Annotated in this window: 23 protein-coding genes; 6 read left to right on the top strand and 17 right to left on the bottom strand. The window is 63.7% G+C overall.

From position 1 onward, the window contains the following. Positions 1–47: 47 nt before the first annotated feature. From ACFWYE_RS28855 to ACFWYE_RS28840, 4 genes are read left to right on the top strand one after another with little or no spacing between them, the layout of a single operon-like run. Entirely contained in the window at positions 48–1,247 is a 1,200-nt protein-coding gene (locus ACFWYE_RS28855; RefSeq protein WP_379115489.1) for a M20 family metallopeptidase, read from the top strand. Between the two features lie 37 nt (positions 1,248–1,284). Further along, positions 1,285–2,592: an aminotransferase class III-fold pyridoxal phosphate-dependent enzyme gene (locus tag ACFWYE_RS28850; RefSeq protein WP_379115488.1), complete on the top strand. Its 1,308-nt coding sequence runs from the start codon at positions 1,285–1,287 to the stop codon at positions 2,590–2,592. 14 nt (positions 2,593–2,606) lie between these two features. Next, a complete protein-coding gene (locus ACFWYE_RS28845) occupies positions 2,607–2,990 on the top strand; it encodes a nuclear transport factor 2 family protein (RefSeq protein WP_379115487.1) in 384 nt (127 codons plus the stop codon). Between the two features lie 19 nt (positions 2,991–3,009). Continuing rightward, a complete protein-coding gene (locus ACFWYE_RS28840) occupies positions 3,010–4,254 on the top strand; it encodes a pyridoxal phosphate-dependent aminotransferase (RefSeq protein ID WP_379115486.1) in 1,245 nt (414 codons plus the stop codon). Positions 4,255–4,361: 107 nt separating this feature from the next. On the opposite strand, the gene ACFWYE_RS28835 is transcribed toward ACFWYE_RS28840, so the two are convergent. The 5 genes from ACFWYE_RS28835 to ACFWYE_RS28815 all read right to left on the bottom strand — a co-directional run bounded on the left by ACFWYE_RS28835 (position 4,362) and on the right by ACFWYE_RS28815 (position 8,614). After that, positions 4,362–5,150, bottom strand: coding sequence for an ABC transporter ATP-binding protein (locus tag ACFWYE_RS28835; RefSeq protein ID WP_379115485.1), 789 nt, complete (start codon positions 5,148–5,150; stop codon positions 4,362–4,364). A gap of 125 nt (positions 5,151–5,275) precedes the next feature. Further along, positions 5,276–5,971, bottom strand: a complete 696-nt coding sequence (locus tag ACFWYE_RS28830; RefSeq protein WP_379115484.1) for an ABC transporter permease — start codon at positions 5,969–5,971, stop codon at positions 5,276–5,278. Beyond that, positions 5,968–6,687: an ABC transporter permease gene (locus ACFWYE_RS28825; protein ID WP_379115483.1), complete on the bottom strand. Its 720-nt coding sequence runs from the start codon at positions 6,685–6,687 to the stop codon at positions 5,968–5,970. Before ACFWYE_RS28825 ends, ACFWYE_RS28830 begins: the two co-directional genes overlap by 4 nt. Continuing rightward, positions 6,684–7,538, bottom strand: coding sequence for a transporter substrate-binding domain-containing protein (locus ACFWYE_RS28820; protein WP_379115482.1), 855 nt, complete (start codon positions 7,536–7,538; stop codon positions 6,684–6,686). Before ACFWYE_RS28820 ends, ACFWYE_RS28825 begins: the two co-directional genes overlap by 4 nt. Positions 7,539–7,714: 176 nt before the next feature. After that, entirely contained in the window at positions 7,715–8,614 is a 900-nt protein-coding gene (locus tag ACFWYE_RS28815) for a LysR family transcriptional regulator (protein ID WP_379115481.1), read from the bottom strand. 123 nt (positions 8,615–8,737) lie between these two features. On the opposite strand from ACFWYE_RS28815, the gene ACFWYE_RS28810 reads away from it, so the two are divergent. Next, positions 8,738–9,283, top strand: coding sequence for an Lrp/AsnC family transcriptional regulator (locus ACFWYE_RS28810; protein WP_379062691.1), 546 nt, complete (start codon positions 8,738–8,740; stop codon positions 9,281–9,283). A 26-nt stretch (positions 9,284–9,309) separates the two neighbouring features. Here ACFWYE_RS28810 and ACFWYE_RS28805 read toward each other — a convergent pair whose 3' ends face one another. The 6 genes from ACFWYE_RS28805 to ACFWYE_RS28780 all read right to left on the bottom strand — a co-directional run bounded on the left by ACFWYE_RS28805 (position 9,310) and on the right by ACFWYE_RS28780 (position 15,894). After that, positions 9,310–10,473, bottom strand: a complete 1,164-nt coding sequence (locus ACFWYE_RS28805; RefSeq protein WP_379062689.1) for an NAD(P)/FAD-dependent oxidoreductase — start codon at positions 10,471–10,473, stop codon at positions 9,310–9,312. After that, positions 10,457–11,890 (bottom strand): FAD-dependent oxidoreductase, encoded by a 1,434-nt coding sequence (locus ACFWYE_RS28800; RefSeq protein WP_379115480.1) that lies wholly within the window; start codon positions 11,888–11,890, stop codon positions 10,457–10,459. Before ACFWYE_RS28800 ends, ACFWYE_RS28805 begins: the two co-directional genes overlap by 17 nt. Positions 11,891–11,892: 2 nt before the next feature. Beyond that, positions 11,893–12,192, bottom strand: coding sequence for a (2Fe-2S)-binding protein (locus ACFWYE_RS28795; RefSeq protein ID WP_379115479.1), 300 nt, complete (start codon positions 12,190–12,192; stop codon positions 11,893–11,895). A 112-nt stretch (positions 12,193–12,304) separates the two neighbouring features. Beyond that, positions 12,305–13,819, bottom strand: coding sequence for an argininosuccinate lyase (gene argH, locus ACFWYE_RS28790; RefSeq protein WP_379115478.1), 1,515 nt, complete (start codon positions 13,817–13,819; stop codon positions 12,305–12,307). An 11-nt stretch (positions 13,820–13,830) separates the two neighbouring features. Next, a complete protein-coding gene (locus ACFWYE_RS28785; protein ID WP_379115477.1) occupies positions 13,831–14,301 on the bottom strand; it encodes a cupin domain-containing protein in 471 nt (156 codons plus the stop codon). Positions 14,302–14,457: 156 nt separating this feature from the next. Continuing rightward, complete coding sequence (locus ACFWYE_RS28780; protein WP_379115476.1) at positions 14,458–15,894, bottom strand: aldehyde dehydrogenase family protein; 1,437 nt, start codon at positions 15,892–15,894, stop codon at positions 14,458–14,460. Positions 15,895–16,118: 224 nt separating this feature from the next. Here ACFWYE_RS28780 and ACFWYE_RS28775 point away from each other — a divergent pair, with 224 nt between their 5' ends. Then, positions 16,119–17,252 carry an aminotransferase class I/II-fold pyridoxal phosphate-dependent enzyme gene (locus ACFWYE_RS28775; RefSeq protein WP_379062677.1) on the top strand — a complete coding sequence of 378 codons (1,134 nt, stop codon included), beginning with the start codon at positions 16,119–16,121 and terminating at the stop codon, positions 17,250–17,252. Positions 17,253–17,265: 13 nt separating this feature from the next. Here the strand turns inward: ACFWYE_RS28775 and ACFWYE_RS28770 are convergent, their stop codons facing one another. The 6 genes from ACFWYE_RS28770 to ACFWYE_RS28745 form a co-directional block, all read right to left on the bottom strand. Continuing rightward, positions 17,266–18,222: an ornithine cyclodeaminase family protein gene (locus ACFWYE_RS28770; protein WP_379115475.1), complete on the bottom strand. Its 957-nt coding sequence runs from the start codon at positions 18,220–18,222 to the stop codon at positions 17,266–17,268. 148 nt (positions 18,223–18,370) lie between these two features. Beyond that, positions 18,371–19,312 carry a nucleoside hydrolase gene (locus tag ACFWYE_RS28765; RefSeq protein WP_379115520.1) on the bottom strand — a complete coding sequence of 314 codons (942 nt, stop codon included), beginning with the start codon at positions 19,310–19,312 and terminating at the stop codon, positions 18,371–18,373. After that, entirely contained in the window at positions 19,312–20,325 is a 1,014-nt protein-coding gene (locus ACFWYE_RS28760; RefSeq protein WP_379115474.1) for a nucleoside hydrolase, read from the bottom strand. The genes ACFWYE_RS28765 and ACFWYE_RS28760 overlap by 1 nt, the downstream gene beginning before the upstream one ends. A gap of 17 nt (positions 20,326–20,342) precedes the next feature. Then, positions 20,343–21,332 (bottom strand): ABC transporter permease, encoded by a 990-nt coding sequence (locus ACFWYE_RS28755; protein WP_379115473.1) that lies wholly within the window; start codon positions 21,330–21,332, stop codon positions 20,343–20,345. Then, positions 21,320–22,360 (bottom strand): ABC transporter permease, encoded by a 1,041-nt coding sequence (locus tag ACFWYE_RS28750; RefSeq protein ID WP_379062669.1) that lies wholly within the window; start codon positions 22,358–22,360, stop codon positions 21,320–21,322. Before ACFWYE_RS28750 ends, ACFWYE_RS28755 begins: the two co-directional genes overlap by 13 nt. Continuing rightward, entirely contained in the window at positions 22,357–23,937 is a 1,581-nt protein-coding gene (locus ACFWYE_RS28745) for an ABC transporter ATP-binding protein (RefSeq protein ID WP_379115472.1), read from the bottom strand. The genes ACFWYE_RS28750 and ACFWYE_RS28745 overlap by 4 nt, the downstream gene beginning before the upstream one ends. Positions 23,938–23,969: the final 32 nt, after the last annotated feature.

The raw sequence follows: 23,969 nt of genomic DNA, 5'->3' as shown, positions 1-23,969 counted from the left end.
GCTCCCCACAAAAGACAATGCGTCGGACCGAAAGGGCGTGACGACAAATGACACATGAAACCGTGTTCGCGGCGATAGACCAGTCACTGGATACGGCGCGGATGATCGCGGCCTGCCAGGAAGTTGTCCGCACCCCCAGCCTCTCGTTCGAAGAGGGGGAGGTTGCGGCAATCTATGCCAGACATCTGAAAGAGCTCGGTTTCGATTCCGTCGAAATCGACCGGAACGGCAATGTGATCGCTGTGCTCCGCGGCGAGGGAAACGGTCCTTCTCTCATGGTCAACGGGCACATCGATCATGTCCCCACCGGAGAGATGAAAGACCCCTTCAGTGGGGAGCTGGTCGATGCCGCACGATGGGGCGAGGAAGGGCTCGCCATTTACGGCCGTGGCACCTGCGACATGAAATGCAATGTCATGGCAAGCGCCTACGCGATTGCAGCCATCAAAAGGGCCGGCGTGAAGCTGCGCGGCGATGTGGTGTTCGTGGCCGATGTGGGCGAGGAGGTGGACTCCCCCCTTGGTGTTCCATCGGTTATCGCGCGAGGCGTTCGGACCGAGTTCGGCCTGAACACGGAATCCAGCCGAGGCCGGGTCCATATCGGCCACCGCGGCAAGATCGACGTGGAAATCATGGTCCACGGCCGTACGTCGCATGCCTCCGAGCCTGACAACGGGATCAACGCCGTTTTCGAGGCTGCGCCCTTCCTCGACGCATTGCGGCAATACGCAAAGACCATGAAGAACGACGATGTTCTCGGACCCGCCACCGTTACTTTGATTTCCATGAAGTCCTCGCCCGACAACGGGACGGCGGTGGTGCCTGACCGCTGCATCATCCGGGTCGACAGGCGATATGTTCGTGGCGAGACGGCGCAGAGTTGCGAACACGAACTGCGCGACATCCTCGACCGCATCGCTTCCACAAACCCGAACTTCCGGTACGACCTGAATGTCATCGTGCACTACCCACTGATGTGGGTCGATCCGGACAGTCCGGTCGTCAAGGCTGCGCTTCGGGCGAGAGCGAGCATCACAGGCCAACCCGAAGCGGTCGCCTCCTGGCGATTTGGCGTCAACGGCACTTTCATGTGCGCCGCCGGCATCCCGACGGTCGGTCTCGGTCCCGGCAACGAGAAATGGGCGCATACCCCCGACGAGCACATCCTTGTCGCAGACCTCATCGAAGCGTGCGGCATCTGGAGCCGCATGACCGTCGACGTGTGCGGGATCGCCTCGGCGAGCTGACACGTCCCCACGCATAGGCAGTTCCATGGAGGTAGACATGAGCAGACTTCTTCAAACCGGCCTCAATGCCGGCAAGGACCCGGTCATCAAGGTCGTCGATGGCGAAGGGGTATATTTCATTCTGGCCGATGGCCGTCGCCTGATCGACGGCAGCAATACCGGCGGGCCGCTCGGCCACAAACATCCGGTCATGCTCGAGGCCATGATCAAGGCGGCATCGAACCCCGTCATCAATGAAGGATGGTTCTGGGCCGAGCGCGAAGCTGCGGCGGAGGATCTGATCAACATCGCCTTTGGCGATGAAAAGAGCTGGGTCGGCGCTGTCCGCTTCTTCCTTTCCGGGAGCGAGGCCAACGATCTCGCCCTGACCTTCTCCCAGGCTCTCACCGGCAGGACCGAACTCGCGACGCGCGAGCGCGCCTACCACGGAATGGCAGGCCTGGCCCGCCAGATGACCGTGCAGCCCCACTGGCATGGCGGCCTGGCGCTGCAGGGCGGCGGCAGCAAGCCGGTTCCGGCGCAGGTCCCCGTTCGCATCATCCCGGGGCCGGTCAACGCCGAGTATGGCGGCTTGAGCGACAACAGGCCTCTCGCCGACCGCATGGCTGGTGTCGACGAAACATTGTCCTCCGTCGCCGCCACGATCATCGACTACACGCAGGGCGGCACCTACTATGATGCGGACTATCAGGACCACGTCGCGAATGCCGCACGAAAAGCCGGCTCCCTTTGGATTGCCGATGAAGTCGTTACCGGCCTCGGCCGCAGTGGTCGCTGGTTCGCCTTCCAGGGTGGCGAAACCCGGCCCGATATCGTCACGCTGGGCAAATGCCTGGCTGGCGGTTCCGCACCCGCGGGCGCCGTGGTCATGTCGAAAGACATCGTCGACCAGATGAAGGACAAAAGCTGGCAGACCTACAGCACCTTCCGCGCTCACCCGAGTGCCGTTGCCGCGATCCGCGCCTATCTGTCGGTGATGAAGGACGGTGAAATCATCCGCCGTGTCAAAAGCCTCGAAGGCAGGATGCGGCGGGATCTGGTGGAGATCGCTCGCCGCCATCCGAGCGTGGCGCGTGTCGATGGTTTCGGCCTGCACTGGACGGTCGAACTCCATGGTCCGGATTGGCGCGACTGGTACGCCGATACAGCCGTCTCCTCGATCGCATCGCGCGTGGCAGCACGCGCAATCGAAGCGGGAGCGATCATCGGTACAAGCGGCGAGCAGACATCGCTTTTCCTCGCTCCGTCGTTCATCATTTCCGACGCCGAACTCGATACGCTGCTGGCTGCCCTCGACCACGGGCTTGATCTGGCGGATGCCGAATTCGAACGCAGCGCAGCATGAAGGGAACAAACGACATGAACGATCTGATTGACGGCCCTGTCAGGGAGAGCGTCCTTTCGGCCGCGCAGTCCTACCTGGACGCTATGTATTTCGGCGATGTCGAAGGGTTCCGCTCGGTCTTCCACCCTCAGGCCCAGCTGTATTCCACGACCGAGGGCAAGCTCGTGAATTTGGATGTCGGAGCGTATCTCGACCTGGTTGCCAACCGCCCGTCGCCTGAAAAGAAAGGCGACATGCGCCAGGACGAGATTGTCTCGATCTCCGTTGCCAGCCCGACGACCGCTCACGTGCGGGTCAAGGATGTCTATCTGCCCAAGAGGTTCATCGATGACCTCACCTTCGTCCTGCTCGATGGCAAGTGGCAGATCGTATCGAAGGTCTGGCACTTCGAAATCTAGCCCGGGATCGGAGGCGTGTATGAAGGCCGTGCAGGGGGAGCTCTCGATGGAAACTGTGCAGCGGGTTCAACCACGTGCTGAGGCCCCTCGGTTTTCAGCGCACACCAGGGCGATCGCCAGTGAAGGAGCCGCAGGGTGGGCCATCGCCGATGCCGCGGCGGATGCGCTGGAGCGCGGTGAAGATGTCGTGAGCCTCTGCCTTGGGGACACCTCGTTCGACACCCCTGCCAGGATCTCGGAGGCGGCGATCCAGAACCTGCGGGCCGGGCGAACGCACTATGCGCCGGTCCCGGGTACGGCCGCCCTCAGGAAGAACATCGCAAGCGCCCAGAGCCGTTTCGACGGCCAGCATTGGGACGCTGACCAGGTAACCGTCTTTGCCGGTGCCCAGAATGCATTGTTCGCGGCGATCATGACCGTGGCTGGAGCCGGGGACGAGGTTCTGTACCTTGAACCCTGGTACGCAACCTATGAAGCGACAATCCGGGCAGGGGGCGCCATACCGCGACCCGTCAAAACTGCCCTGGAAGGTGACGGTGCAAAAATAACGGAAGCGCTGCTGTCCGCTGCGGTGACCCCGAAAACGCGGGCGATTCTGTTGAATTCGCCGAACAATCCCGGCGGATACGTCCTCAGTCCCGCAGATGTGCAGGTGGTGGCCGGCTTTGCCGAGAAACATGACCTGTGGATCATCAGCGACGAGGTTTATCGCAGCACCGTCTTCGACGGGGAATTCCTCTCCGCTGCCTCCCTGCCGGGGTTCCGCAGGCGGACGATCATCGTCAACAGCCTCTCGAAATCCCACGCGATGACAGGGTGGCGCGTCGGCTGGACGATCGGACCGGTCGAGGCTTCGGTTCACCTGCAAAATTTCGCGCAGTGCATGCTGTTTGGCTCGCCGACATTTGTCCAGGACGCGGCGGCCGTGGCACTCGCCATCGACGGTGACGAGGAGATGCATTTCTTCGCGAGCGAACTATGTCGTCGACGGGACCTGATGTGCGCCCGACTGTCGGAAATTCCCCGGCTGGATTTCATCCGTCCGGCCGGCGGAATGTTCTGCTTCGTCAACGTCAGCGCGACCGGGTTCTCGGGCGTGCACTTCGCCGAGCGGCTCTTCAGGTCTGAAGGCCTCGCGGTCGTGCCCGGGGTCGCATTCGGACCGAACATGGATCGTTTCGTCCGAATTTCCTTTTCGGGGTCGGAAGATGTGATCGAGGAAGGTATGAAGCGCCTGGGCCGGTTCTGCGCGTCTCTCGGCTGAGATTTCGGCGCCGCGGCAGTTCCAATCGGTAACGCGGAAGTGCTCCAGCTCTTTGTTTTTGCGCAATTCCGGACGGGAAACCGTTACACGCTTTTCCTGGAATTGCTTTAGCGAACGGATTTCAGGAACGCGCCGAGACGGGGGCTGCGCGGCTGGCGCAGCACTTCGGCCGGCGGGCCTTCTTCCTCGATGCGTCCGTCGTGAAAGAACACGACCTTGTCGCAGACCTCGCGTGCGAAGCTCATCTCGTGCGTCACGACGAGCATGGTGCGGCCCTCCTTCGCCAGCGAGCGGATGACAGCCAGGACCTCGCCCACCAGTTCGGGGTCGAGCGCCGAGGTCGGCTCGTCGAACAGCAGCAGCTCCGGTTCGACGGCAAGGGCTCGTGCAATGGCGACACGCTGCTGCTGGCCGCCCGACAGCGACGTCGGATAGGCATTGACCTTTTCCCGCAGGCCGACCCTGGCCAGCAGTTCCATGGCTTTCTCCACCGCCTGCTGGCGCGGCACGCCATGCACGTGGATGGGAACCTTGATGATGTTTTCCAGCACCGTCCAGTGTGACCAGAGGTTGAACTGCTGGAACACCATGCCGGTGCGGCGGCGCAACCGCTCGACATCCGCCTGGGCGGGAGCCTTGCCGCCGCCGATCTCAAGGCTCTGGCCCTTGAAGTCAATCTCGCCGGAGCTCGGGGTCTCGAGGAAATTCAGGCAGCGCAGGAATGTGCTCTTTCCCGATCCGCTGGCGCCGATGATCGACACCACCTGATGCTCGTAGGCCTTGAACGAAACGCCCTTGAGCACCTCGACGACACCGAAGCTCTTGCGCAGGTCCCGCGACTCGATTGTCGGCACTGCGGGTGTGGATTTGCCGGCAGACAGTTCGATTGCATTCATCATTTCCTCCGGGTGCTCCTGGGCGGCGGAAAGAATCCCGCCGGGCATGCCATTGCTGGAACGCGCATTTTTGCTGTTGTCTTTTCGGGTTACGTCGCTGGATCGGGCAGGGCGCGGCTTGCGCCTCAGCCCTCCATCGCCAGGCCTCCGCTGCGCCTGATGCGGCCTTCGAGCAGTCGCACGCCGAAGCTGAGTGCCATGTTCAGCGCCAGATACACGGCGCCCGCTGCCGCGAAGACTTCGATGGGAGCATAGGTGTCCGAGGCCAGGATGCGTGCTTGTCCCGTGAGCTCTATGATCGTGATGGTGCTGGCGAGCGATGTGCCCTTGAGGATCAGGATCAATTCATTGCCATAGGCCGGCAGCATGGTGCGCAGGGCCTGTGGAAAGATCACCAGCCGAAACCTTTGCGTGGCACTGAGGCCGAACGCCTTGGCGGCCTCGATCTGCCCGCGCGGAACCGCGAGCAGCCCGCCACGGATGATCTCGCTGCCATACGCGGCTGTGTTGAGCGACAGCGCGATGAGCGCACAGGCATAGGCTTCCCGGAAGACTGGCCACAGGAAGGAGTTGCGCATCGCGTCGAGCTGGCCAAGTCCGTAATAGACGAAGAAGACCTGTGCCAGCAGCGGAGTGCCGCGGATGATGTAGACAAAGGCATAGGCGAGCGCGGAAAGCACGCGAACACCCGAAAGCCTTGCCGTCGCCAACAGCACCGCCAGCATGAAACCGAGCGCGATCGAGGTCAGGGCCAGTTCCAGCGTCAGCGGCAGTGCCGATAGCAATGCTGGAAACGAGCCGAACAGAACATCCCATCTCATTTGCCGTATCCCCCGATGACAGAGCGGCTGAAATGACGTTCGGCGCTCTCGAAGACCTTGTTCGAGACAGACGTGAAGAAGAGAAAGATGACGATGGCGACCATGTAGAACAGGAACGGGCTGCGCGTGGAGCCGGCCGCAACGTCGATGGTGCGCATGAGTTCGACCAGGCCTGTGACCGAGATCAGCGCCGTGTCCTTCAGCACCAGCTGCCAGACATTGGCGATGGAGGGCAAGGCGTAGCGCAGCATCTGCGGCAGCTTGATGCGGAGGAACAAAGTGGAGCGCCTCATGCCGAAGGCATTCGCGGCTTCGATCTGTCCTTTCGGGATCGCCTGGAACGCGCCGCGGAACACTTCGGCGCTGTAGGCCGCGCAGATCAGTATGATGGCGAGGACACCGGCGCTGAAGGCGTCTGCGGCGACCGCGCCGGAATAGCCCATGGCATTGGCGATATGGCGATAGAACTGGCCGCCGCCGAAGAAGAGCAGATAGATCACCAGCAGTTCAGGCACACCGCGGACAACCGTGACATAGATCCCGGAAACGGCGCGTAGCAGGATATTCGGCGAGAGGCGGGCCGCCGCGATCGGCAGTCCCACCACAAGCCCGCCGGCAAAACCCAGTGCTGCAATGACCAGGGTCATTGCAGCACCGTAGGCCAGTTCGTCACCCCAGCCGGTCGGGCCGAAGGCGAGAAGGTCGAGGGTCTTCATTTGGCGGCGTTTTCGGGGATCGAACCGTCGACACCGATCCACTTCACGCTCATCTTGGCGATGCTGCCATCAGTGGTCGCCTCGCGGATCGCCTTGTTGAACTGCTCGCGCAATTCCGTTTCCTCGCCCTTGCGGAAAGCCAGCGCCACGCCCTTGCCGAGCGCACCGCCTTTGATGGCTGGACCGAAGGCGAGGAAATTCTTGCCGGCCTTCTTCTGTTCGCCGATGAAGTTGAGCGTCGAGCCGGCTCCGTCGACGGCGGCGTCGATGCGCCCGGCGACGAGGTCGAGCAGCATGTTCTCGCCCTTGTCGTAGATCTTCACCTTAACGCCCGGAAAGACCTCCTCGAAGAATTTCGCATGGGTCGAGGCGCGTTCCACGCCGACGGTTGCATCCTTGAGGGCCGCCGCGACATCGCCGATAACCGCCTTGTCCTTGTCGCTCATCGTGCCGAGCAGGATGGTCGTGCCTTCACCGCTCTTGAACTGGCCGAGCGTGCTGTCGGCCGAGGCGATGAGGCGCGTCGGGCCGGCATAATACGGGATCGAGAAGTCGACGGCCTTGGCGCGTTCGTCGGTGATGGAAAGCGAGGCGAGGATGGCGTCGAACCGCTTCTCGTTGAGGGCAGGGATCATGCCGTCGAAATTCTGGATCACCCATTCGCATTTGACACTCATGCGCTTGCAGATGTCGTCGACCAGATCGACTTCGAAGCCGATCAGCTTGCCCGAAGGATCGGTATAGTTGAACGGCGCGTAGGTGCCGTCGGTTGCGAGTTTGACCACCCGCTGCTCGGCCGCATGAACGGTGCCGGCTCCGGCGACAAGCATCGCCACGGAGACAAGCAGCATTCGTCTCTTCATGTTCATTTCGCTCACCCTCTGTTCTTGTTTACGCCACTCTGGAGCGCCCGGACGGGCGTCTTGAGCGGAGCCCTTTCGAGAGTAGGCCGAAAGACAGCCACGTTTGGTCAAACGAACAACGGCGGGCGGCACAAAATGTCTGGTTTGGTGTCCCGCCCGGCAGTTTATTTTGCCAGCTCCATCTGGCTCCCCTGGCTCTTGAGCCATGTCACGAAAGCCTCCGGAACCCGTCCGGGAGTTTGGATGACGGCATAGTAGGCGCCGAGCACCACTTCGACCGACGGGCACAGCTGGACGATGCTGCCGGATTCCAGCAGGGAGGAAACAAAGACGGTGTTGGCCTGGGCGACGCCAAGGCCTGAAAGACAGGCGTCGATAGCTGCTTCGTCGGTGTCGAAGACCATGCTGCGCCCAAGTGGCTCGAAGGGGATGGCCGCGCCCTTGCACCACTGCCGCCAGGACCAGGCATCCGCCGTGTCCTGCAGGATCGGCAAGGTGAGCACCTCCTCCGGCTGAATGTCAGCGCCAGCTCCAGCCAGGAACTGCGGGCGGCAGATGGGCGCGGTGGTGTCGGCGAGGAACATCTCGCCCTCGCTTTCAGCGGCCGGCAAGCCGCGCGCGTACCTGATCTCGATGTCGATCCTGTCGCTGCCTGCTGCTCCAATGGTGCGGAAGCGCAGGTCGACACCCGGATGGCCGAGATGATAGTGCTCGATCCGTGGGATCAGCCAGCGCTGCATCAGCGTCAGTGGCGCCCGGATGGTCAAATTCGCGGCCTGGCCGGAAACCTCGCGCACACCTTTGCGAACCTCGGCCAGTGCATTCCTGACATGGCTGAGAAAGGCTCTGCCCGTATCCGTCAGCTCGATGGCGTTATGGCTGCGCTGGAACAGCGTCACGTCGAGCGACTGCTCGAGAAGCTTGATCTGCCGGCTTACCGCACCGGGCGTCAGGTTCAGTTCGGCGGCGGCGAGCGTCAGGCTGCCGAGACGTGACGCAGCCTCGAACGCGACCAGCGTGTTGAGCCAGGGCAGTCTCACGGTCTCTGCATGTCTGACGCTCATTCAGGCGTTACCATTTTTCGATTGCAAGCCCAGGGCGTCCTCTCATTCTGGCAGAGCCCAGCAGACCAACTGGAGGGCGGCGCACATGCGGCCCCAGTTGAGCCTCGTCAGGAGAAAAACACAATGAACATGGTGCCTTTGAAACCGGAATTCGCAGGCCTTCCCGGCAAGGTCGACCGCATCGACCTGCGCATACTCACCGAATTGCAGAAGAACGGCCGGATCACGAATTTCAAGCTGTCCTCGATCGTCGGCATCTCCGCCAGCCCGTGCCACAAGCGTGTACGCCGGCTCGAAAAGATGGGTCTGATCAGCGGCTACCGCGCGCAGATCTACTGGTCCCGCCTGTATTCCAATGTCTCGGTCTTTGCCGCGGTGTCGCTCAAGAACCATGGCTCGGCCGATTTCCAGACCTTCGAGCGCCGCATCAGGCACCATCCGGAGATCACCAACTGCTTCGGACTGTGCGGGCCGTATGATTATATGCTGCGCTTCGATTGCCGCGACATCGCAGCCTATGAGGCGATCTCGCGCGAACTTCTCGACGGCGACGTGTCTTTCTCTCGTTTCGACAGCTTCGTGGTGCTGCGCGAAATCAAGAACGAGCCCTTGTCTCCGGCCGTCCCTTCGCTGCAGGGACCGCAGGACGAATTGCGGCGCGTCGCCTGATCCAGGCCTGACCCGGATCGCCAGGTTCAGGCGGACCCGGTCTGCATTGGCTTGTTCGTACCGTCGTTCGCCTTGTCGAACCGGTAAGGGTCGAAACCCTCGATCTGTGTGGACGTGCGGCCGTCGAGCACCAGTTCGGCGACAACTTCACCGATACCTGGTCCGAGCTGGAAGCCGTGTCCGGAAAAGCCGAAGGCATGGATCAAACCGCCGATCGCACGGCTCATGCCAAGGAATGGCAGCGAGTCCGGTGACTTGCCTTCGATGCCGGCCCAACTGCGGATGAAGTTGCGGCCGCGCAGGAAGGGCAACACGTCCACGGCGATGCGCGAGGCGTCGAACAGGTTCTGCGGAACATATTTCGCACGGCCGGTATCCAGGTCGGCGCGGCCGGGACCGCGTCCGAACAGGAGATTGCCCCGCCCGATCTGGCGGGCGTAGAAGAAACGTCCATTGACCGGATAGTCCACGGTCGATGTGACCATGCGCGGAAATGGCTCGCTCACCACCATTTGCGGCGCCATCACGTCGAGGGGGAAGACCTCCGAGAACTGGGCGGCAAGACGTGCGCCCCAGGCGCCGGCGGCATTGATCAGGATCGGCGCGCGCGCCTTGGTTCCAGATGCGGTTTCGATCTGAAAGCATGCTCCGTCGTGGTGCGCGGTTCGCACCGCGTCATACTCGACTATGTCGGCGCCCAGCCGGCGCGCGGCGATGGCGAACACTGGCGTGACCAGCCTTGGATTGGCCGCGCCATCCGCGGCGACGAAGCACCCGCCGAGCATCTTGGTGCCGATCCAGGGGAAGCGCCTGGCGACCTCTGCCCCGGTCAGCATCTGTGTGCCGACGCCGTGCTGCTTCGCCATGACGGCCCATTGCTCGACCGCCGCCATGTGGTCCTGCCGGTCACAGATCTCGACATGTCCGGTGATTTCCGTCTCGCAACCGTCACCGACAAGCGCTTCGATTTTCTGCCACTGGCTGCGGGCGCGCAGGCTGAGCGGCAGTTCGGGCTCGGCCCGGCCGTTGGTGCGCAGGCCGCCGAAGTTCACGCCGCTGGCCTGGGCACCGACCGCACCGCGTTCGAACAGGCTGACCCGAGCGCCCCGTCGCGCCAGATAGTAGGCGGAGCAGACGCCGGCTATGCCGCCGCCGGCGATGATGACGTCCGTTTCAAAAATCCTGGTCATCGCCATCACGCTTTTCGCCGGCCTGCATCCAGGCATCGACCTGCGGGTCGGCCTGGCCGCAGGTGCGCCCATAAGAGATAGGTTTGACTGGCCCCTGTCCGCGAAGCTTGCCGACCTGGTCGAGCGGCGTTCCGGTTGTTGCCGCAAGCAATTCGGCCAGGACCGGTCCGCAGACGCGCCCCTGGCAGCGTCCCATGCCTGGCCGGGCAAGCGCCTTCAGCCTGTTGACCTCCTGCGGCTCGAACCGGGCAATGGCGGCACGGACCTCGCCGAAGGTGACATTCTCGCAGCGGCACAGGATGGTTTCGTCGGGCGCTTCGCCGATCCAGTCAGCCGGAAAAGGGAAGCTCGTCTCGACGCCTTTTCGGAACGTCGCCTCTCGGCCGAGAGCACGCTCGATCTGGCGCAGCCGCGCCTTTGATGCCGGCAGCCCGATATCGGCCAGCAGCGCCAGCGCCGCTCGCTCGCCGGCCAGCTCGGCGACGTCGGCGCCGCCAATAGCGCTGCCGTCGCCCGCGACATAGACGCCGTCGCCCGCGCGGCCCTGTCCGTCATGAGCGATCACCCATTGCCGGTTGGCCGCGTCGAAGCGGGTGCGGCATCCGGCGATCTCGGCAAGTTGCATCTCGGGGTTCAGTCCGAAGCCGAGGCCAACGGCGTCGCACGGGACGAACCCGTCCTGACCGCCGGCGCTGAAGTGGATGCCCTGCACATTGTCGGCGCCTTGGATCGCGCGCAGTCTCACGCCTTCACGCAGCATGATGCGCCTGCGTGACAGATAGCGGCGGTAGGCAAGGCCACGCAGCAGCATGCGGGGTGCGCGGGCCATGCGCACCGCGCCGCGGATCTTGTCGGCATAGGAGGCGGAATCGAGCACCGCCACGACATTGGCGCCGGCCTTGGCGTATTGGTAGGCGACGAGATAAAGCAATGGCCCGGTGCCGGCGAAGACGACGGCGCGACCGATGGAACAGGCCTGGTTCTTGAGCGCGATCTGCGAGCCGCCGAGCGTGAACACGCCGGGCAGCGTCCAGCCCGGTATCGGGATGACGCGGTCCATCGCACCGGTGCTCAGAATGAGCCGATCGAATTCCAGCCTGCCGGTACCCGAGACGTCGCTGGTGTGAACCGCACCGTCGAAAATGTTCCAGACCAGCGTGTTGGGCCGATAGTCGATCTCGCCGGCGAAGGCGTCGAACGTGCCGTGCAGGCGCATCGCCTTCGCGGCATCATCGCCATAGAGGCTGGCCGGCGGGCGCTTGAAGCCGTTGGGCTGGCGCCGGTAGATCTGGCCGCCGCTTGCCGGGGCCTCGCTGATCACGGTGAGGTTGCGGCAACCGGCGCGATAAAGTGTTTCGGCCGCCCGCGAGCCCGCCGGCCCGCTGCCCACCACGACGATCCGATCATCACCGGCCATGGTCAGCTCGCCTCGCGCGTCAGCACGACCATGCCGCTGCGCACCTCGGTGGTGCAGGCGCGAACCCGCTCTCCAGAGTCAAGCGACAGCCAACAATCCTGGCAGGCACCCATGTTGCAGAAACCGGCGCGCGGTCCGTCGCTGAATTCGGAATGACGCAGCAACCGGCCGTTCAGGAGCATCGCGGTCAGGAGCGTGTCGCCGGCAAGGCAGGACACGCTCTCGCCATCGATGCGGATTTCGACCGGGGTCCGTTGGGTTTCCCCGAGCCGGATGAATTGTCCTGCACTGCTGCCTGTCATCGGATCACAACTCTTAAATGCTGGCACCAGACTAGCGGCTGCCTGCCCGCAGACTTTCCTAAATGGCGTGTCGGAACGGACAGATTCTTCCAAAGATCGGATGTCTGCCGCATCAGTTCGGCGATGCCGTTTGCCGGAGCTTTTCGAGATGCGCTTCCAGTTGGCGGCGTGCCGATGCGAGATGCGCGTGCAGCGCGTCGAGCCTGGCCCGGTCGTGCTCTATCTCGTCCAGGGCGGTCGCGATCATGCGCCGAGTCTCGACCGGCGAGGCCGCGCCCGCCGATCGTCGTGCTGCGACCGAACGGACCGGATCGAGCGCCTGCGTGACGGCTTCATCCGGCAATTCGATGACATGACCGAGCACGCGTTCGGTCGCGGCAAGCACATCGCCAAGCCCGATCTCGTCCGGCCTCAGGTCGCGATGGAGGGCATCCCTTACAAGATCGGCCACGACATGGTGTGCCTCGCGGAATGACAGGCCGCCTTCGCGCACCAGGCAATCGGCAAGATCAGTCGCTGATGAGAAACCCGCGCCAGCGCGCTGACGCATCATCTCGGCATCCGGTTCGATTTTCTCGGCAACGAGACGGGCAATCGCCAGGGCGTTGCCGGCGAGGCGCAGCGAAGGCCACAACGGCGCCAGAGAGGAACGGCCAGTATCGCCGGCATGGCTGAAATGTCCGCCCTTCAGGATCGCGAAGGTCGCGGTGAGGCCACCGATAACCTCGCCGGAACTCGCCTTCAGATATTCGACCGCCACCGGGTTCTTCTTCTGCGGCATGATGCTCGACGTGCCGGCGATGCTGTCGGGAAAGCGGAGGAGGGCGAATTCCTGCGTGCCCCAGACATAGATGTCCTGTGCGAAACGCCCCCAGTTTCCCGCCATGGCAAGGATGGCGCTCCCCGCTTCCCAGCCATAATCGCGCGAAGCAACCGCATCCTGGGCATGGACGTGGACGGTGCTGAAACCAAGCAGATCGGCAAGCAGTTGCCTGTCGATGGCGAAGGAGGTGCCAGCGAAGGCACAGGCTCCGAGCGGACAGGAGTCGGCCGCGTGATAGGCGCTGAACAACCTTGAGGCGTCCCGTGCCAGAGCCTGCGCGATGCCTGTCAGATAGAAGCCGAACGTGATCGGTTGCGCGGGTTGCATATGCGTGTAGCCCGGCATGATGGTGTCGGCGAATTCACTCGCCCGGCGCAGCAGGGCCTGGCGCAGCGCCATGGTTTTCGCCAGGAGGTCGAGAATCACCCACCGCATCGCCAGCCGGTCGAGCGTCGCGTTGATGTCATTGCGGCTGCGCGCGACATGCAGCCGTCCGCCCGCATCCGCGCCGGCGCGTGCCATGAGCAGCGCCTCGAAATTGAAGTAGCCGTCCTCGCGGGCAGGATCGCGTGGAACGGCACTGTCGCCCTCCTCGCGAATGTCCGACAGTGCCTGGGCAAGCGCGCGGGCGACCGCGGGTTCGACCAGCCCGATGCTGGCCAGCATGACGAGATGCGCCTCGTTGACCGCGCACAGATCCTCGATGCCGAGCGCCAGCTCGCGCTCGATGCGCGGCCGGAAAACGAGATCGAGAATCTCGGGTGCCAGTGGCTCGGCGAGACGCGGCGAAACCTTCGATTGCATGGTGCCGGACCTCAGTAAGGAGTGCCGTCCTTGTGCACGAAGCGGCGGCCGCGGCCATCCGGGATCTGCAGCAGGTCGTCGTCCGGATAGGTCGACACATTGGCTTCGGCAAAGCTTGCCACCTCGACGAACACGACAGGTGTTTCGCCGCGGTTGACGATCTGATGGCCATTGGCCTCGCCGGCTGGGAAACCGATGGCCTGGCCGGCATGCACCAGTTGCTCGCCCTGGTCAGTGACCAGCGTCGCTTCGCCCTTCAGGACGATGATGAGTTCGTCCTCGTGGCTGTGCCAGACCCGGAGCGACGACGCGCAGCCTGCGGGCAGTTCGACATGCACGGCCGACAGATTGCCAAGACCCGCAAGCGAAGCGAGCCGCCGCTTGCGTCGCCCCTTCACGGGCTCCTGCAGATGCTCCGGATAGGTCGATCTTGTATCCGGCTCGATGCTTGCGGGATCGATCACGCGCGGCGACTGGGACATTATGGCTCCTTTCAAGTACCGGCCTACTGGCCGGTGTCAGGAGGCGACGATAGGCTGTCGGCAGGAGCACAAACTTCCGTTTCCTGTGTCGTGGCGAGCGGTTTTTGTCGCCTTGCCAGGGTTCAGGACAGAAGGTGTCGTGGCCCGACCCGAAGGTTAGTCAGCGATGTAGGCGGTCTTCGTCTGGGTGAAGAACTCGATCGCGCCCAGCCCCATTTCCTTCGGCCCGTAGGCAGAGGCGCCGCGGCCGCCGAACGGCACGTGATAGTCGGAGCCGACGGTCGGCAGATTGACCATCACCATGCCGCTGTTGCTGGCGCGGATGAAGGCGCGGGCTCTCGCGTGCGAGGACGTGAAGATGCCGGCGCTGAGGCCGAATTCGGTCGCGTTGGCCAGACGCAGCGCGTCCTCGAAATCGGTGGCCTTGAACACCGAGACGATTGGCCCGAAGACCTCTTCGCGGTTGATGCTCTGGCGCATGTTGCCGTCCAGGAAGATCGCCGGTTCGTAATAGTAGCCGTTTGCCGGTGTTGCGAGCACGCGGCCACCGAATGCATGGCGCGCGCCGTCGGACGGCGCGGTTTCGGCATGGCTGGACACGCGCCTCAGCTGGGCGGCGCTGACCAGCGGACCGATGTCGGACGCCTCATCCAGGGCATGGCCGATCCGCAGCCTGGCCGTCCGTTCCACCAGCCGCTCGACAAAATCATCATGGACGGCAGCGTCGACGATGAGGCGGCTCGATGCCGTGCAGCGTTGTCCGGTCGAATAGAAGGCGCCACGCACCGCAGCGTCTACTGCTTTGTCCAGGTCGGCGTCGTCGGCGACCACAAGCGGGTTCTTGCCGCCCAGCTCAAGCTGCAGCCTGGCGCCACGGCCGATGACCCGCGCCGCGATCAGGCCGCCGACGGCCCCCGACCCCGTGAAGCTGACGGCGTCGACGCCAGGGTTGGAGACCAGTGCCGCGCCGATGTCGCCGCCGCCCATGATCATCTGGAAAACACCGCGCGGCACGCCGGCTTCATGCAGGATGCTGGCCAGCTCCCAGGCGATGCCGTTGGTCAGTTCCGAAGGCTTGAGGATGACACAGTTGCCGTAGGCCAGCGCGGGCGCGCTCTTCCAGGCCGGGATCGAGAAAGGAAAGTTCCATGGCGTGATCAGCCCGACCACGCCCACTGCCTCGCGCCGGACGTCGACATCGACTCCCTTGCGCACGGATCGCAGGCTTGCACCGGCAAGGCGCACGGCTTCGCCGGCGAAATATCTGAAGGTATGCGCGGCCTTGGTCACCTCGGCGACGGCCTCCGGCAAGGTCTTGCCTTCCTCCCGCGACAGCAGCGTCGCCAGCTCCTGCGTCCTGCTGGCGATGATATTGGCGGCGCGATCGAGAATATCGGAACGCTGCTGGGGCGAGCTCTCCTTCCAGTCGGCGAAGGCCTTGCGGGCGGCATCCACGGCGTCACGGACATCGGCCGCGCTGGCAATGGCGAAGCGGCCGATCAACTCACTGGTGTCGGAAGGATTGTAGCCCTCGCTGCAATGCTCGGCCGGGCGCCACGCACCGTCGATGTAGTTGTTCCTGACCTGTTGCATGCCATGTCCTCGCTGTGAACGGCGGCATGCCGTGAATGTGGATGCCGCGCGCCCTCGGTATGGCGCGGATGGGGGAGAATATGCTGTCATTGCCACGCGCGGCGTGGACACATTCTGCCACGGTCAGGGAAGCTTCAGCCGAACCTTGCGAAGGGTGACACTAGCCTCGCGTTCTCGATACATCGCGCCAGCCGGCCGATGACATACTCTCGATGGGAAGCGATATGCGCATTGACCTTTTCGAACTCGAACGCAGCCAGTCGATCTGGGAAAACACGGTCGAGTACAATCTGACCGAAAGCGGGCTGCACCCCTTCACCTTGCGCGAACTGCTCGACGCGCGGGAGATCGAGGCACTGCTCGAGCTGCCGCTGGGCTATGGCCATACCGAAGGCGAGCCGGCACTGCGCGAAACGATCGCTTCGCTCTATCCCGGTGCGGTAGCCGACAATGTCCTGGTCACGACCGGATCGTCGGAAGCCAACATGCTGGCGGTGATGAGCCTGCTCGACAGCGGCGACGAAGCCATCATCGTCACGCCCAATTTCATGCAGTTGCCGGGGCTGGCGAAGGCGCTCGGTGCGAAGGTGCGCCAGGTGCCCTTGCGATTGTCGGGTGACCGCTGGATGCTCGACCTTGACGAGGTGGCGGGAGCGATCACGCTGAAAACCAGGCTGATCTCGGTCTGCAATCCCAACAACCCGACTGGCGGCGTGCTTTCCCCGGAGGAGCGGTCAGGTCTGGCCGCCCTTGCCGCGCGTCACGGCATCGCTGTTCATGCCGACGAGATCTATCGTGGCGCCGAATTGTCTGGACCGGAGACCGAGACACTTTTCGCGACGGCGCCGACCACCGTGATAACCGGTGGCACGGCGAAGGCGATGGCGCTCGCGGGGCTGCGAATCGGCTGGATCGTTTCGTCTGGGGACATCATCGAGAAGGCGATGCAGCGGCAGGACTACACGACGATCGGCAGCAACACGCTCGGGCAACGGATCGCGCTGTATGCCCTGCAGCCGGAAAAGCGCGCCCGGATTGTTGCCCGCAACCGCCACCTTCTTGCCCGCAACCTCGACCAGCTTTCGCGATGGATAGCGACGCACCCGGGGATTTTCAGCTGGGTGCCGCCGCACGCCGGCGCGATGGCCTTCCTGCGTTACGAGCTTCCCGTTTCTTCGGAAGAGCTGTGTCGCAGGTTGCGCGAGACGCAAAGCGTTTTCGCGGTCGCCGGCAGCTGGTTCGGAATGGAGGGGCACCTGCGCCTGGGCATCGGCGGCGAGCCGGAGCATTTCGGCGATGCCCTGCTGCGGGTGGATCGGTTCCTCCAGGACGAATTCCCCGATCACGTCGGGTCGTGAGGTTCGGGTTTGTTCAATCCAGGAGCCCCAGCTTCCGACACAATGCCTTGGCCAGCACGATATCCTGAACGGCGACACCGGTGAGGTCGACGAGGGAGATATCGTCGGCCTGCCGTTGATGCCGATCCCCTCTGGAAATGATCTCGCCGAGCTCGACGACCCGTTCGGGGGCAAGCAGGCCCCGGACGATGGCGTGATGGATCTCGCCGCGCTCGAAACATTGCGGGCGGCTGTCGGCAATGACGGTTGCCGCCCTGCCGAGCAGGCTTGCATCGATTTCCGATTTCTCGGGCGTGTCCGCACCCATCGCCACGATGAGCGTTCCCGGCTGGACATGATCGCTCATCAGATAGGGTGTCTTCGACGCGGTGGTGGTGACGACAAGGCGGGCGTGCCTGGCAAGTTCCGCCGGTGAGGCGACAGCCGTGGCCTCGAAGCCGAGAGCGGCGATATCGGCAGCGCAGCTTTCGGCCTTTTCCGAATTGCGTGCCCAGATCAGCATGTTCCTGCAGGAGGTCACCTCGCGCAGATATCGCGCTTGCAACCGCGCCTGATTGCCGGAGCCGCAAATGCCGATGCATTCGAGGCCGCTCGGCATCAGCCATCTGGCGGCAACCGCGCCGGCGGCCGCTGTGCGGATGTCGGTGAGGTGGCCTTCGTCCTGCAGGATTGCCAGAAGCTGCCCGTCGCGAGCGCTGAAAACCAGCACCACGCCACCCGAGGAAGGCAGGCCGATGGACGGGTTTTCATAGAAGCCGGTGGCGATCTTGACGACAAAGATCCCGTCGCCGCGCACCGCGCCATATTTGATGTGCATCTCGCCGGGGGGCTGCTCGAACAGCAGTTCGCCGACAGGCGGAACTGTTGCCAGGCCCTGCGAATACAGGCTGAATGCGGTCTCCATCTCCGCGATGACGTCGACACCGGAGAGGGCACTTTTGATCTGGGAAAGATCCACGACAGCGGTCACGCCAGCCTCCCGAATTCGTCAGCCCGTCATAAATCGCTGTTGGTGCTATTTTCTGCTGAAGGCAGGGTGCCTGAGGAATTATTGTGTGGTTCGGGATCTGGCCGGCAAACAATCGAGGCGGGCGCGGGGCACCCACCTCGGAATGGCGTCAATCCCTCAGCAGATCGAACATCAGTTTGAAGAACCGGCTGGCATCGACCTCGTAGGCGATGCGTGCATTGTCCCTTTCGCCACGCTCACCCCAGAAGTCGGCTACCGTCGCGCCGAAGGTGTGGCTGCCCTTGAGGTCGACTGCGATGTGGGCAGGACGTGTCTTGACCAGGGTCGGATCGATCGCCAGTGCCAGCGCCAGCGGATCATGCATCGCGCCGCCGACGCCCATCGAGTTGCGGTGGAGTTTTTCGTAGAACAGCAGCCAGTCGTTGACGAGCTTGCCGAGCGGTGTGTCGATCTTGGCGAGCTCGGCATATTGCGGTTCCTCGACCAGGACCTGCATCGTGACATCGAGACCGACCATGGTGATCGGAACGCCGGAATCGAGCACGATCTTCAGAGCCTCCGGGTCGCAGAAGGCGTTGAACTCCGTCGGCGTTATGATCTCGCTCTTGCGGTAGAACACGCCGCCCATCCAGATCAGTTCCTTGATCTTGGGCAACACATGCGGGTGCTTGAGGATCATCAGGCCGATGTTGCAGAGCGGGCCTGTCGCCACGACGAGCAGCGGCTCGGGCGAGGCGCTCAGCTTCTCGGCCAGGAAGTCGACCGCATGCTGGTCGACCGGCCTGATGGTGGCCTGCGGCAGATAGGGCGAGCCTTCGAGACCGCTGGGTCCATCGGCGGTGCCGAGCACCAGCGGACGCGCCAGAGGACGGTGGCAGCCGGCGGCAACCGGCACGTCGCCGGCGCCGATATATTCCAGGATGCGCAGGGCATTGGTCGTCGTCTTTTCCAGCTCGGCATTGCCGCAGGTGGTGGTGACGCCGAGCAGCTCGATGGCCGGTGAGCGATGCGCCATCACCAGTGCAATGGCGTCGTCGTGGCCGGGATCGCAGTCGAAAAGGATGGGGGTGGGCTTCATCATTGCACTCATCATGCCGCACGCTCGTAGCGCGCTATGGTTTTCTTGAACATTTCGAGGAAGCGGCGACCGTCGAGATCGGTGCCGATGCGCGTGGTCTTCGGACCGCCGCCAGGCAGGATCTGGAAACCGCGATAGGCCACCGTCTGGCCGCGGGCGACATGGCCGTCGATGAGCACATCGACGAAGAGCGGCTCGGTGAGCGTGGCAAGGCCGGGGTCGAAGGCCAGGGCCACGGTGATGACGTCATCGAGCGGGAAGCCGACAAGCCCGAAGAATTCGCGCCAGATGTCGATGTAGATCGGAAAGACGTCGGCGATCATGTCGAGGACCGGATTGTCCTTTGCCGTCGCCTGCATGTCGGCGATGTCGTCGCGCGTCAGCATGGAGGTGGCGACACGGTTGTCTTCGCATATGTCGAGAGGAACCAGGATCTTGTCGACTTCAGCATTGAGCACGATGCGCGATGCTTCGGGATCGGCCCAGATGTTGTATTCGGTCACCGGCGTTATGTTGCCGGGAGTCGTGAAGGTGCCGCCCAGCACCAGCAGGCGCTTGAGCAGCTTTGCAAGCCGCGGTTCCTGCAGCAGCGCCATGGCCGCATTGGTCAGCGGGCCTGTGGTGACGAGCGTGATCTCGCCCGGATTTGCCATCACGGTCTTGATGATGAAGTCGACGGCATGGCCGGGTGTTGCCAGACGCTTCGGCCTGGGTGCCGGTGGGTTGAACTTCTTCAGCCGGTCGCCGAAGCGCGCCGTCAACGTCTTCTCGAAATGCACCGGCGCTTCCATGTCGGCCTTGGAGTGGCCGACGATGGGCCGCCAGGCGCCGGCATGAACCGCAATGTCGTCGCGGCCTGCGAGCGACAGGGTGTTGAGCACCACATTGGTGACTTGCTCGATGGCGCCGGCTGCACCCGTCACGGTCGTCACCGCTTCGAGTTTCACGTTCGGATTTGCCGCGGCGAAGAGCACGGCGAGGATATCGTCGCCGGCGGAATCGACGTCGAGGATTATGCGTTCCATTGTCTTGATATGATCCTTCAGCGCGGGAGGTTGCTGCCGGTTTGACTCGGCTTCTCTTCGACGGAGAGCATCTTCCTCATACTCTCCAGCGTTTCACGGATGATCCTGGGGCGGCTGCGGTAGGACAGCGCGAACAGCGCCACCAATGCGACCAGATAGGGCACTGCCAGGATGAGGTAGGACGGGAAGCCGAAGGTCTGGAGGCGCAGTGAGAACGCGTCGGCAAAACCGAACAGCAGGCAGCCGGCCAGAACCTTGAGCGGATCGCCCGCCGAGAAGATCAGGATAGCGACCGCCATGAAACCGCGGCCGGATGACATGTTCTCGGTGAACATGGTGATATAGCCGAGCGACAGATGCGCACCGGCAAGGCCGGCAAGCAGGCCGCAAAGCAGCGAGGCAGTGTAGCGAACGCGTGTGATCGAGATGCCGAGCGCCTCGGCAGCCTCCGGCTTTTCGCCGACGACGCGAATGTAGAGGCCGAGCCGGGTGCACTTGTAGAACAGCACCAGGAGAGGAACGGCGATGAAGGCGACATAGACCATGGGCGTGTAGCCGGAGATGAGCGGCGCCCAGGAGCCGAGCAGGTCACGGGCACCGGGGATCTGGACCTTCGGCAGCCCGACGATCTTCTGGCCGACGATCGAGCCTCGGGTGCCGAAGATCGCCTTCATCAGCGAGATGGTCATGCCGCCGGCCAGGATGTTGAGTGCCAGGCCGACCACGACCTCGTTTGCCCGAAAGGAGACGACCAGCACCGCGAAAGCCAGTGCAAACACGAGCGCTGCGGCAATGCCGCAGGCGACGCCGATCAGCGCGGAACCGGACCAGATCGAACCGAGCACGGCGAAGAAGGCGCCAACCAGCATCTGGCCTTCGAGGCCGATGTTGAAGATGCCGGCCTTCGTGGTGAAGGAACCGCCCAGGGCCACCAGCAGGATCGGTGCCGTCGTGCGCAGTGTCGCCACCAGCAGGGCGACGTTGAGGAGTTTGTCTAGAACTTCCATCGACGCTCTCCTGCGGTGCTGTCGCCGCGACGCTTCATCAGCACCTGGGCGGAAACGGCGAGGATGATCAGCGCCTGGATCACCGTGATGATCTCGCGCGATGCGCTGGTGTCGGTCTCGAGCAGAAGCGAGCCGTTGCGCAGCGCTCCGAAGAACAGCGCGGTGAAGATGGTGACGATGGGCGATCCGTTGGCGAGCAGGGCAGCGATCAGCCCATCGAAGCCGAAGCCGGGCGCGAAACCTTCCATGAAACGGTGGTGGACACCGAGGGTCTCCACACCGCCGGCCAGACCGCCCACGGCACCTGATGCGAGCAACACCAGGAAGCCCTGGCGCTTGACGTCGATGCCGCCATATTCGGCGAATTTCGGAGCCGAGCCGACCATCGAGATCGAATAGCCCTTGGCGGTACGGCGGAAGAACCAGGCGACGAAGAAGGCCAGCACCAGGCCGATGATCAGTCCCCAGTTGAGCCGGGAGAAGGAGAACAGTTCCGGCAGATAGGCCGTGGGCAGGATGGGTGGGGTTTCCGACCAGCCGCCGGGGCGCTTGAACAGGAAGATCGTGAAATAGGAGGTCAGCAGCACGGCGACATAGTTCGACAGGATCGTCGAGACGACCTCGTTGGTGTTGTAGCGGGCACGGAAATAAGCGGGGATGGCGACCCAGGCAGCGCCGGCAAGGACGGCGGCAACCATGCCGACCACGACATGCAGGCCGGCCGGCAGCGGCAGGGCGAAGCCGACCCAGGCGGCCGCAAAGCCACCGAGAAAGAGCTGTCCTTCGATGCCGACATTGAACATGCCGCCGCGCAGGCCGATGCAGGCGGCGATGCCGCAGATGAGGATCGGTGTCGTCTGCAACAAGGTGCCTGCGATCTTGGATTGGTCGCCGAAGGCGCCCCTGACCAGGGTCATGAAAACATTGATCGGGCTCTCGTCGATCAGCACGATGATCAAGGCCCCGAGGGCCAGGGCGATCGCCAGCGCGATGAGCTGCCCATAGAATGCGCGCAACCTGTCACTCATGCCGCGACCCCACCTGCTGCCGAGCTGGCGCTCAAGCCTGCCATCATCATGCCGATCCTTTCACTGTCGGCGCCATCGCCCTCGACTTCGCCCATGATCCGGCCGTTGAACATCACCAGGATGCGATCGGCCAGGGTGAGCAATTCGTCGAGCTGCACCGAAATGACGAGTACGGCGCGGCCGGCGGCACGCTGGCGCATGATCTCGTCATGGATGGATTCCTGCGCACCGATGTCGACGCCCCGCGTCGGCTGATCGATCAGAAGGAAATCCGCGTCGTTCGTGAATTCGCGCGCGAGCACCACCTTCTGGATGTTGCCGCCCGACAACCGCTTGACCGTGTCTTCCGGGCCGCGTGCGCGGATGTCGAAACGCTTGATCATTTCGACAGCCTGGTTCGCGGCGGCCCTCCAGTCGAGAACGCCGTTCCGGCTCCACGGGGCCTTGAACTGGCGGCCCATCAGCAGGTTCGACGAGATCGAGGCGCTGCCGTCGACCCCGCGCACCATGCGGTCGCCCGGGACATGGGCAAGGCCGGCCGCGCGAATTGCCGCCGGCGTCAATGCCGCCAGATCGCGCCCTTTCAGCATGGCCGATCCGTGGCTCGCCGGGCGCAGGCCCGCCAGCACCTCGGCAAGCTCCGTCTGGCCGTTGCCGGCGACGCCTGCGATGCCGACGATCTCACCCGCGCGCACGGCGAAGCTTGCGTCGCGCAGCGCCGGCAGACGGCGCTCGTCGCGAGCCCACAGGTTCTTGACGTCGAGCACGACCTCGCCCGAGGTCCTGGTGCGCGGGCGGCGCTCGAAGGAGACGTCGCGGCCGACCATCATCCGCACCAGGTCGTCCTTGGTGAGCTCGGCTGTCGGACGCGTGGCCACATGCTTGCCGTGGCGCAGCACTGTCACCGTGTCGGAGACCTCCATCACTTCCTCGAGGTGGTGCGAGATGAAGATGACCGTCATGCCGTCTGCAACGAAGCCGCGCAGCGTCTGGAAGAGTTCGCGGCTTTCCTGCGGGGTGAGGACGGCTGTCGGCTCATCCAGGATGATGGTGCGTGCGCCGCGCGCCAGCACCTTCAGGATCTCGATGCGCTGTTCGATGCCGACCGACAACAGCGAAACGCGTTCCTGCGGCTCGACCTTGAGCCCGAAGCGGTCGGAGAGTTCGCGGGTCTTCTGGACCTGCGCGGCATGATCGATCAGGCCATTGCGGCGGATCTCCATGCCCAGAAAGACATTGTCGGCAACCGAAAGCGAAGGCACCAGCTTGAAGTGCTGGTGCACCATGCCGAGGCCGGCATCGATCGCGGTGGCGGGATCGCTCACCACGGTTTCCTTGCCGTTGAGCACGATCCTGCCTTCGTCCGGCTGCAACAAGCCGAACAGGATGTTCATCAGCGTCGTCTTGCCGGCACCGTTCTCGCCGATGATGGCGTGGATCTCACCGCGCCTGACGCGGAGATCGACGCTCTCATTGGCCGTGAATGCGCCGAAGCGCTTGGTGATGTCGACCAGCTCGACGGCGTACTCCGCCGACGAGGTGGTATCCTGTGTTCTGGCTGGCGACGTGTCCGACACGAGAGCCTCGCAAGTTGAGCCGATCAGCCCCA

The sequence above is a fragment of the Mesorhizobium sp. NPDC059025 genome (genome assembly GCF_042739655.1).
In the GTDB taxonomy this organism is placed as follows: domain Bacteria; phylum Pseudomonadota; class Alphaproteobacteria; order Rhizobiales; family Rhizobiaceae; genus Mesorhizobium.
This window is presented reverse-complemented; position numbering and strand designations above follow the sequence as displayed.

Excerpts from the sequence above, each read along its gene's own strand:
- ACFWYE_RS28855 (WP_379115489.1), top strand. The coding sequence starts at position 48 with ATGACACATGAAACCGTGTTCGCGGCGATAGACCAGTCACTGGATACG.
- ACFWYE_RS28850 (WP_379115488.1), top strand. The coding sequence starts at position 1,285 with ATGAGCAGACTTCTTCAAACCGGCCTCAATGCCGGCAAGGACCCGGTC.
- ACFWYE_RS28845 (WP_379115487.1), top strand. The coding sequence starts at position 2,607 with ATGAACGATCTGATTGACGGCCCTGTCAGGGAGAGCGTCCTTTCGGCC.
- ACFWYE_RS28840 (WP_379115486.1), top strand. The coding sequence starts at position 3,010 with ATGAAGGCCGTGCAGGGGGAGCTCTCGATGGAAACTGTGCAGCGGGTT.
- ACFWYE_RS28835 (WP_379115485.1), bottom strand. The coding sequence starts at position 5,150 with ATGAATGCAATCGAACTGTCTGCCGGCAAATCCACACCCGCAGTGCCG.
- ACFWYE_RS28830 (WP_379115484.1), bottom strand. The coding sequence starts at position 5,971 with ATGAGATGGGATGTTCTGTTCGGCTCGTTTCCAGCATTGCTATCGGCA.
- ACFWYE_RS28825 (WP_379115483.1), bottom strand. The coding sequence starts at position 6,687 with ATGAAGACCCTCGACCTTCTCGCCTTCGGCCCGACCGGCTGGGGTGAC.
- ACFWYE_RS28820 (WP_379115482.1), bottom strand. The coding sequence starts at position 7,538 with ATGCTGCTTGTCTCCGTGGCGATGCTTGTCGCCGGAGCCGGCACCGTT.
- ACFWYE_RS28815 (WP_379115481.1), bottom strand. The coding sequence starts at position 8,614 with ATGAGCGTCAGACATGCAGAGACCGTGAGACTGCCCTGGCTCAACACG.
- ACFWYE_RS28810 (WP_379062691.1), top strand. The coding sequence starts at position 8,738 with ATGAACATGGTGCCTTTGAAACCGGAATTCGCAGGCCTTCCCGGCAAG.
- ACFWYE_RS28805 (WP_379062689.1), bottom strand. The coding sequence starts at position 10,473 with ATGACCAGGATTTTTGAAACGGACGTCATCATCGCCGGCGGCGGCATA.
- ACFWYE_RS28800 (WP_379115480.1), bottom strand. The coding sequence starts at position 11,890 with ATGGCCGGTGATGATCGGATCGTCGTGGTGGGCAGCGGGCCGGCGGGC.
- ACFWYE_RS28795 (WP_379115479.1), bottom strand. The coding sequence starts at position 12,192 with ATGACAGGCAGCAGTGCAGGACAATTCATCCGGCTCGGGGAAACCCAA.
- argH (WP_379115478.1), bottom strand. The coding sequence starts at position 13,819 with ATGCAATCGAAGGTTTCGCCGCGTCTCGCCGAGCCACTGGCACCCGAG.
- ACFWYE_RS28785 (WP_379115477.1), bottom strand. The coding sequence starts at position 14,301 with ATGTCCCAGTCGCCGCGCGTGATCGATCCCGCAAGCATCGAGCCGGAT.
- ACFWYE_RS28780 (WP_379115476.1), bottom strand. The coding sequence starts at position 15,894 with ATGCAACAGGTCAGGAACAACTACATCGACGGTGCGTGGCGCCCGGCC.
- ACFWYE_RS28775 (WP_379062677.1), top strand. The coding sequence starts at position 16,119 with ATGCGCATTGACCTTTTCGAACTCGAACGCAGCCAGTCGATCTGGGAA.
- ACFWYE_RS28765 (WP_379115520.1), bottom strand. The coding sequence starts at position 19,312 with ATGAGTGCAATGATGAAGCCCACCCCCATCCTTTTCGACTGCGATCCC.
- ACFWYE_RS28760 (WP_379115474.1), bottom strand. The coding sequence starts at position 20,325 with ATGGAACGCATAATCCTCGACGTCGATTCCGCCGGCGACGATATCCTC.
- ACFWYE_RS28755 (WP_379115473.1), bottom strand. The coding sequence starts at position 21,332 with ATGGAAGTTCTAGACAAACTCCTCAACGTCGCCCTGCTGGTGGCGACA.
- ACFWYE_RS28750 (WP_379062669.1), bottom strand. The coding sequence starts at position 22,360 with ATGAGTGACAGGTTGCGCGCATTCTATGGGCAGCTCATCGCGCTGGCG.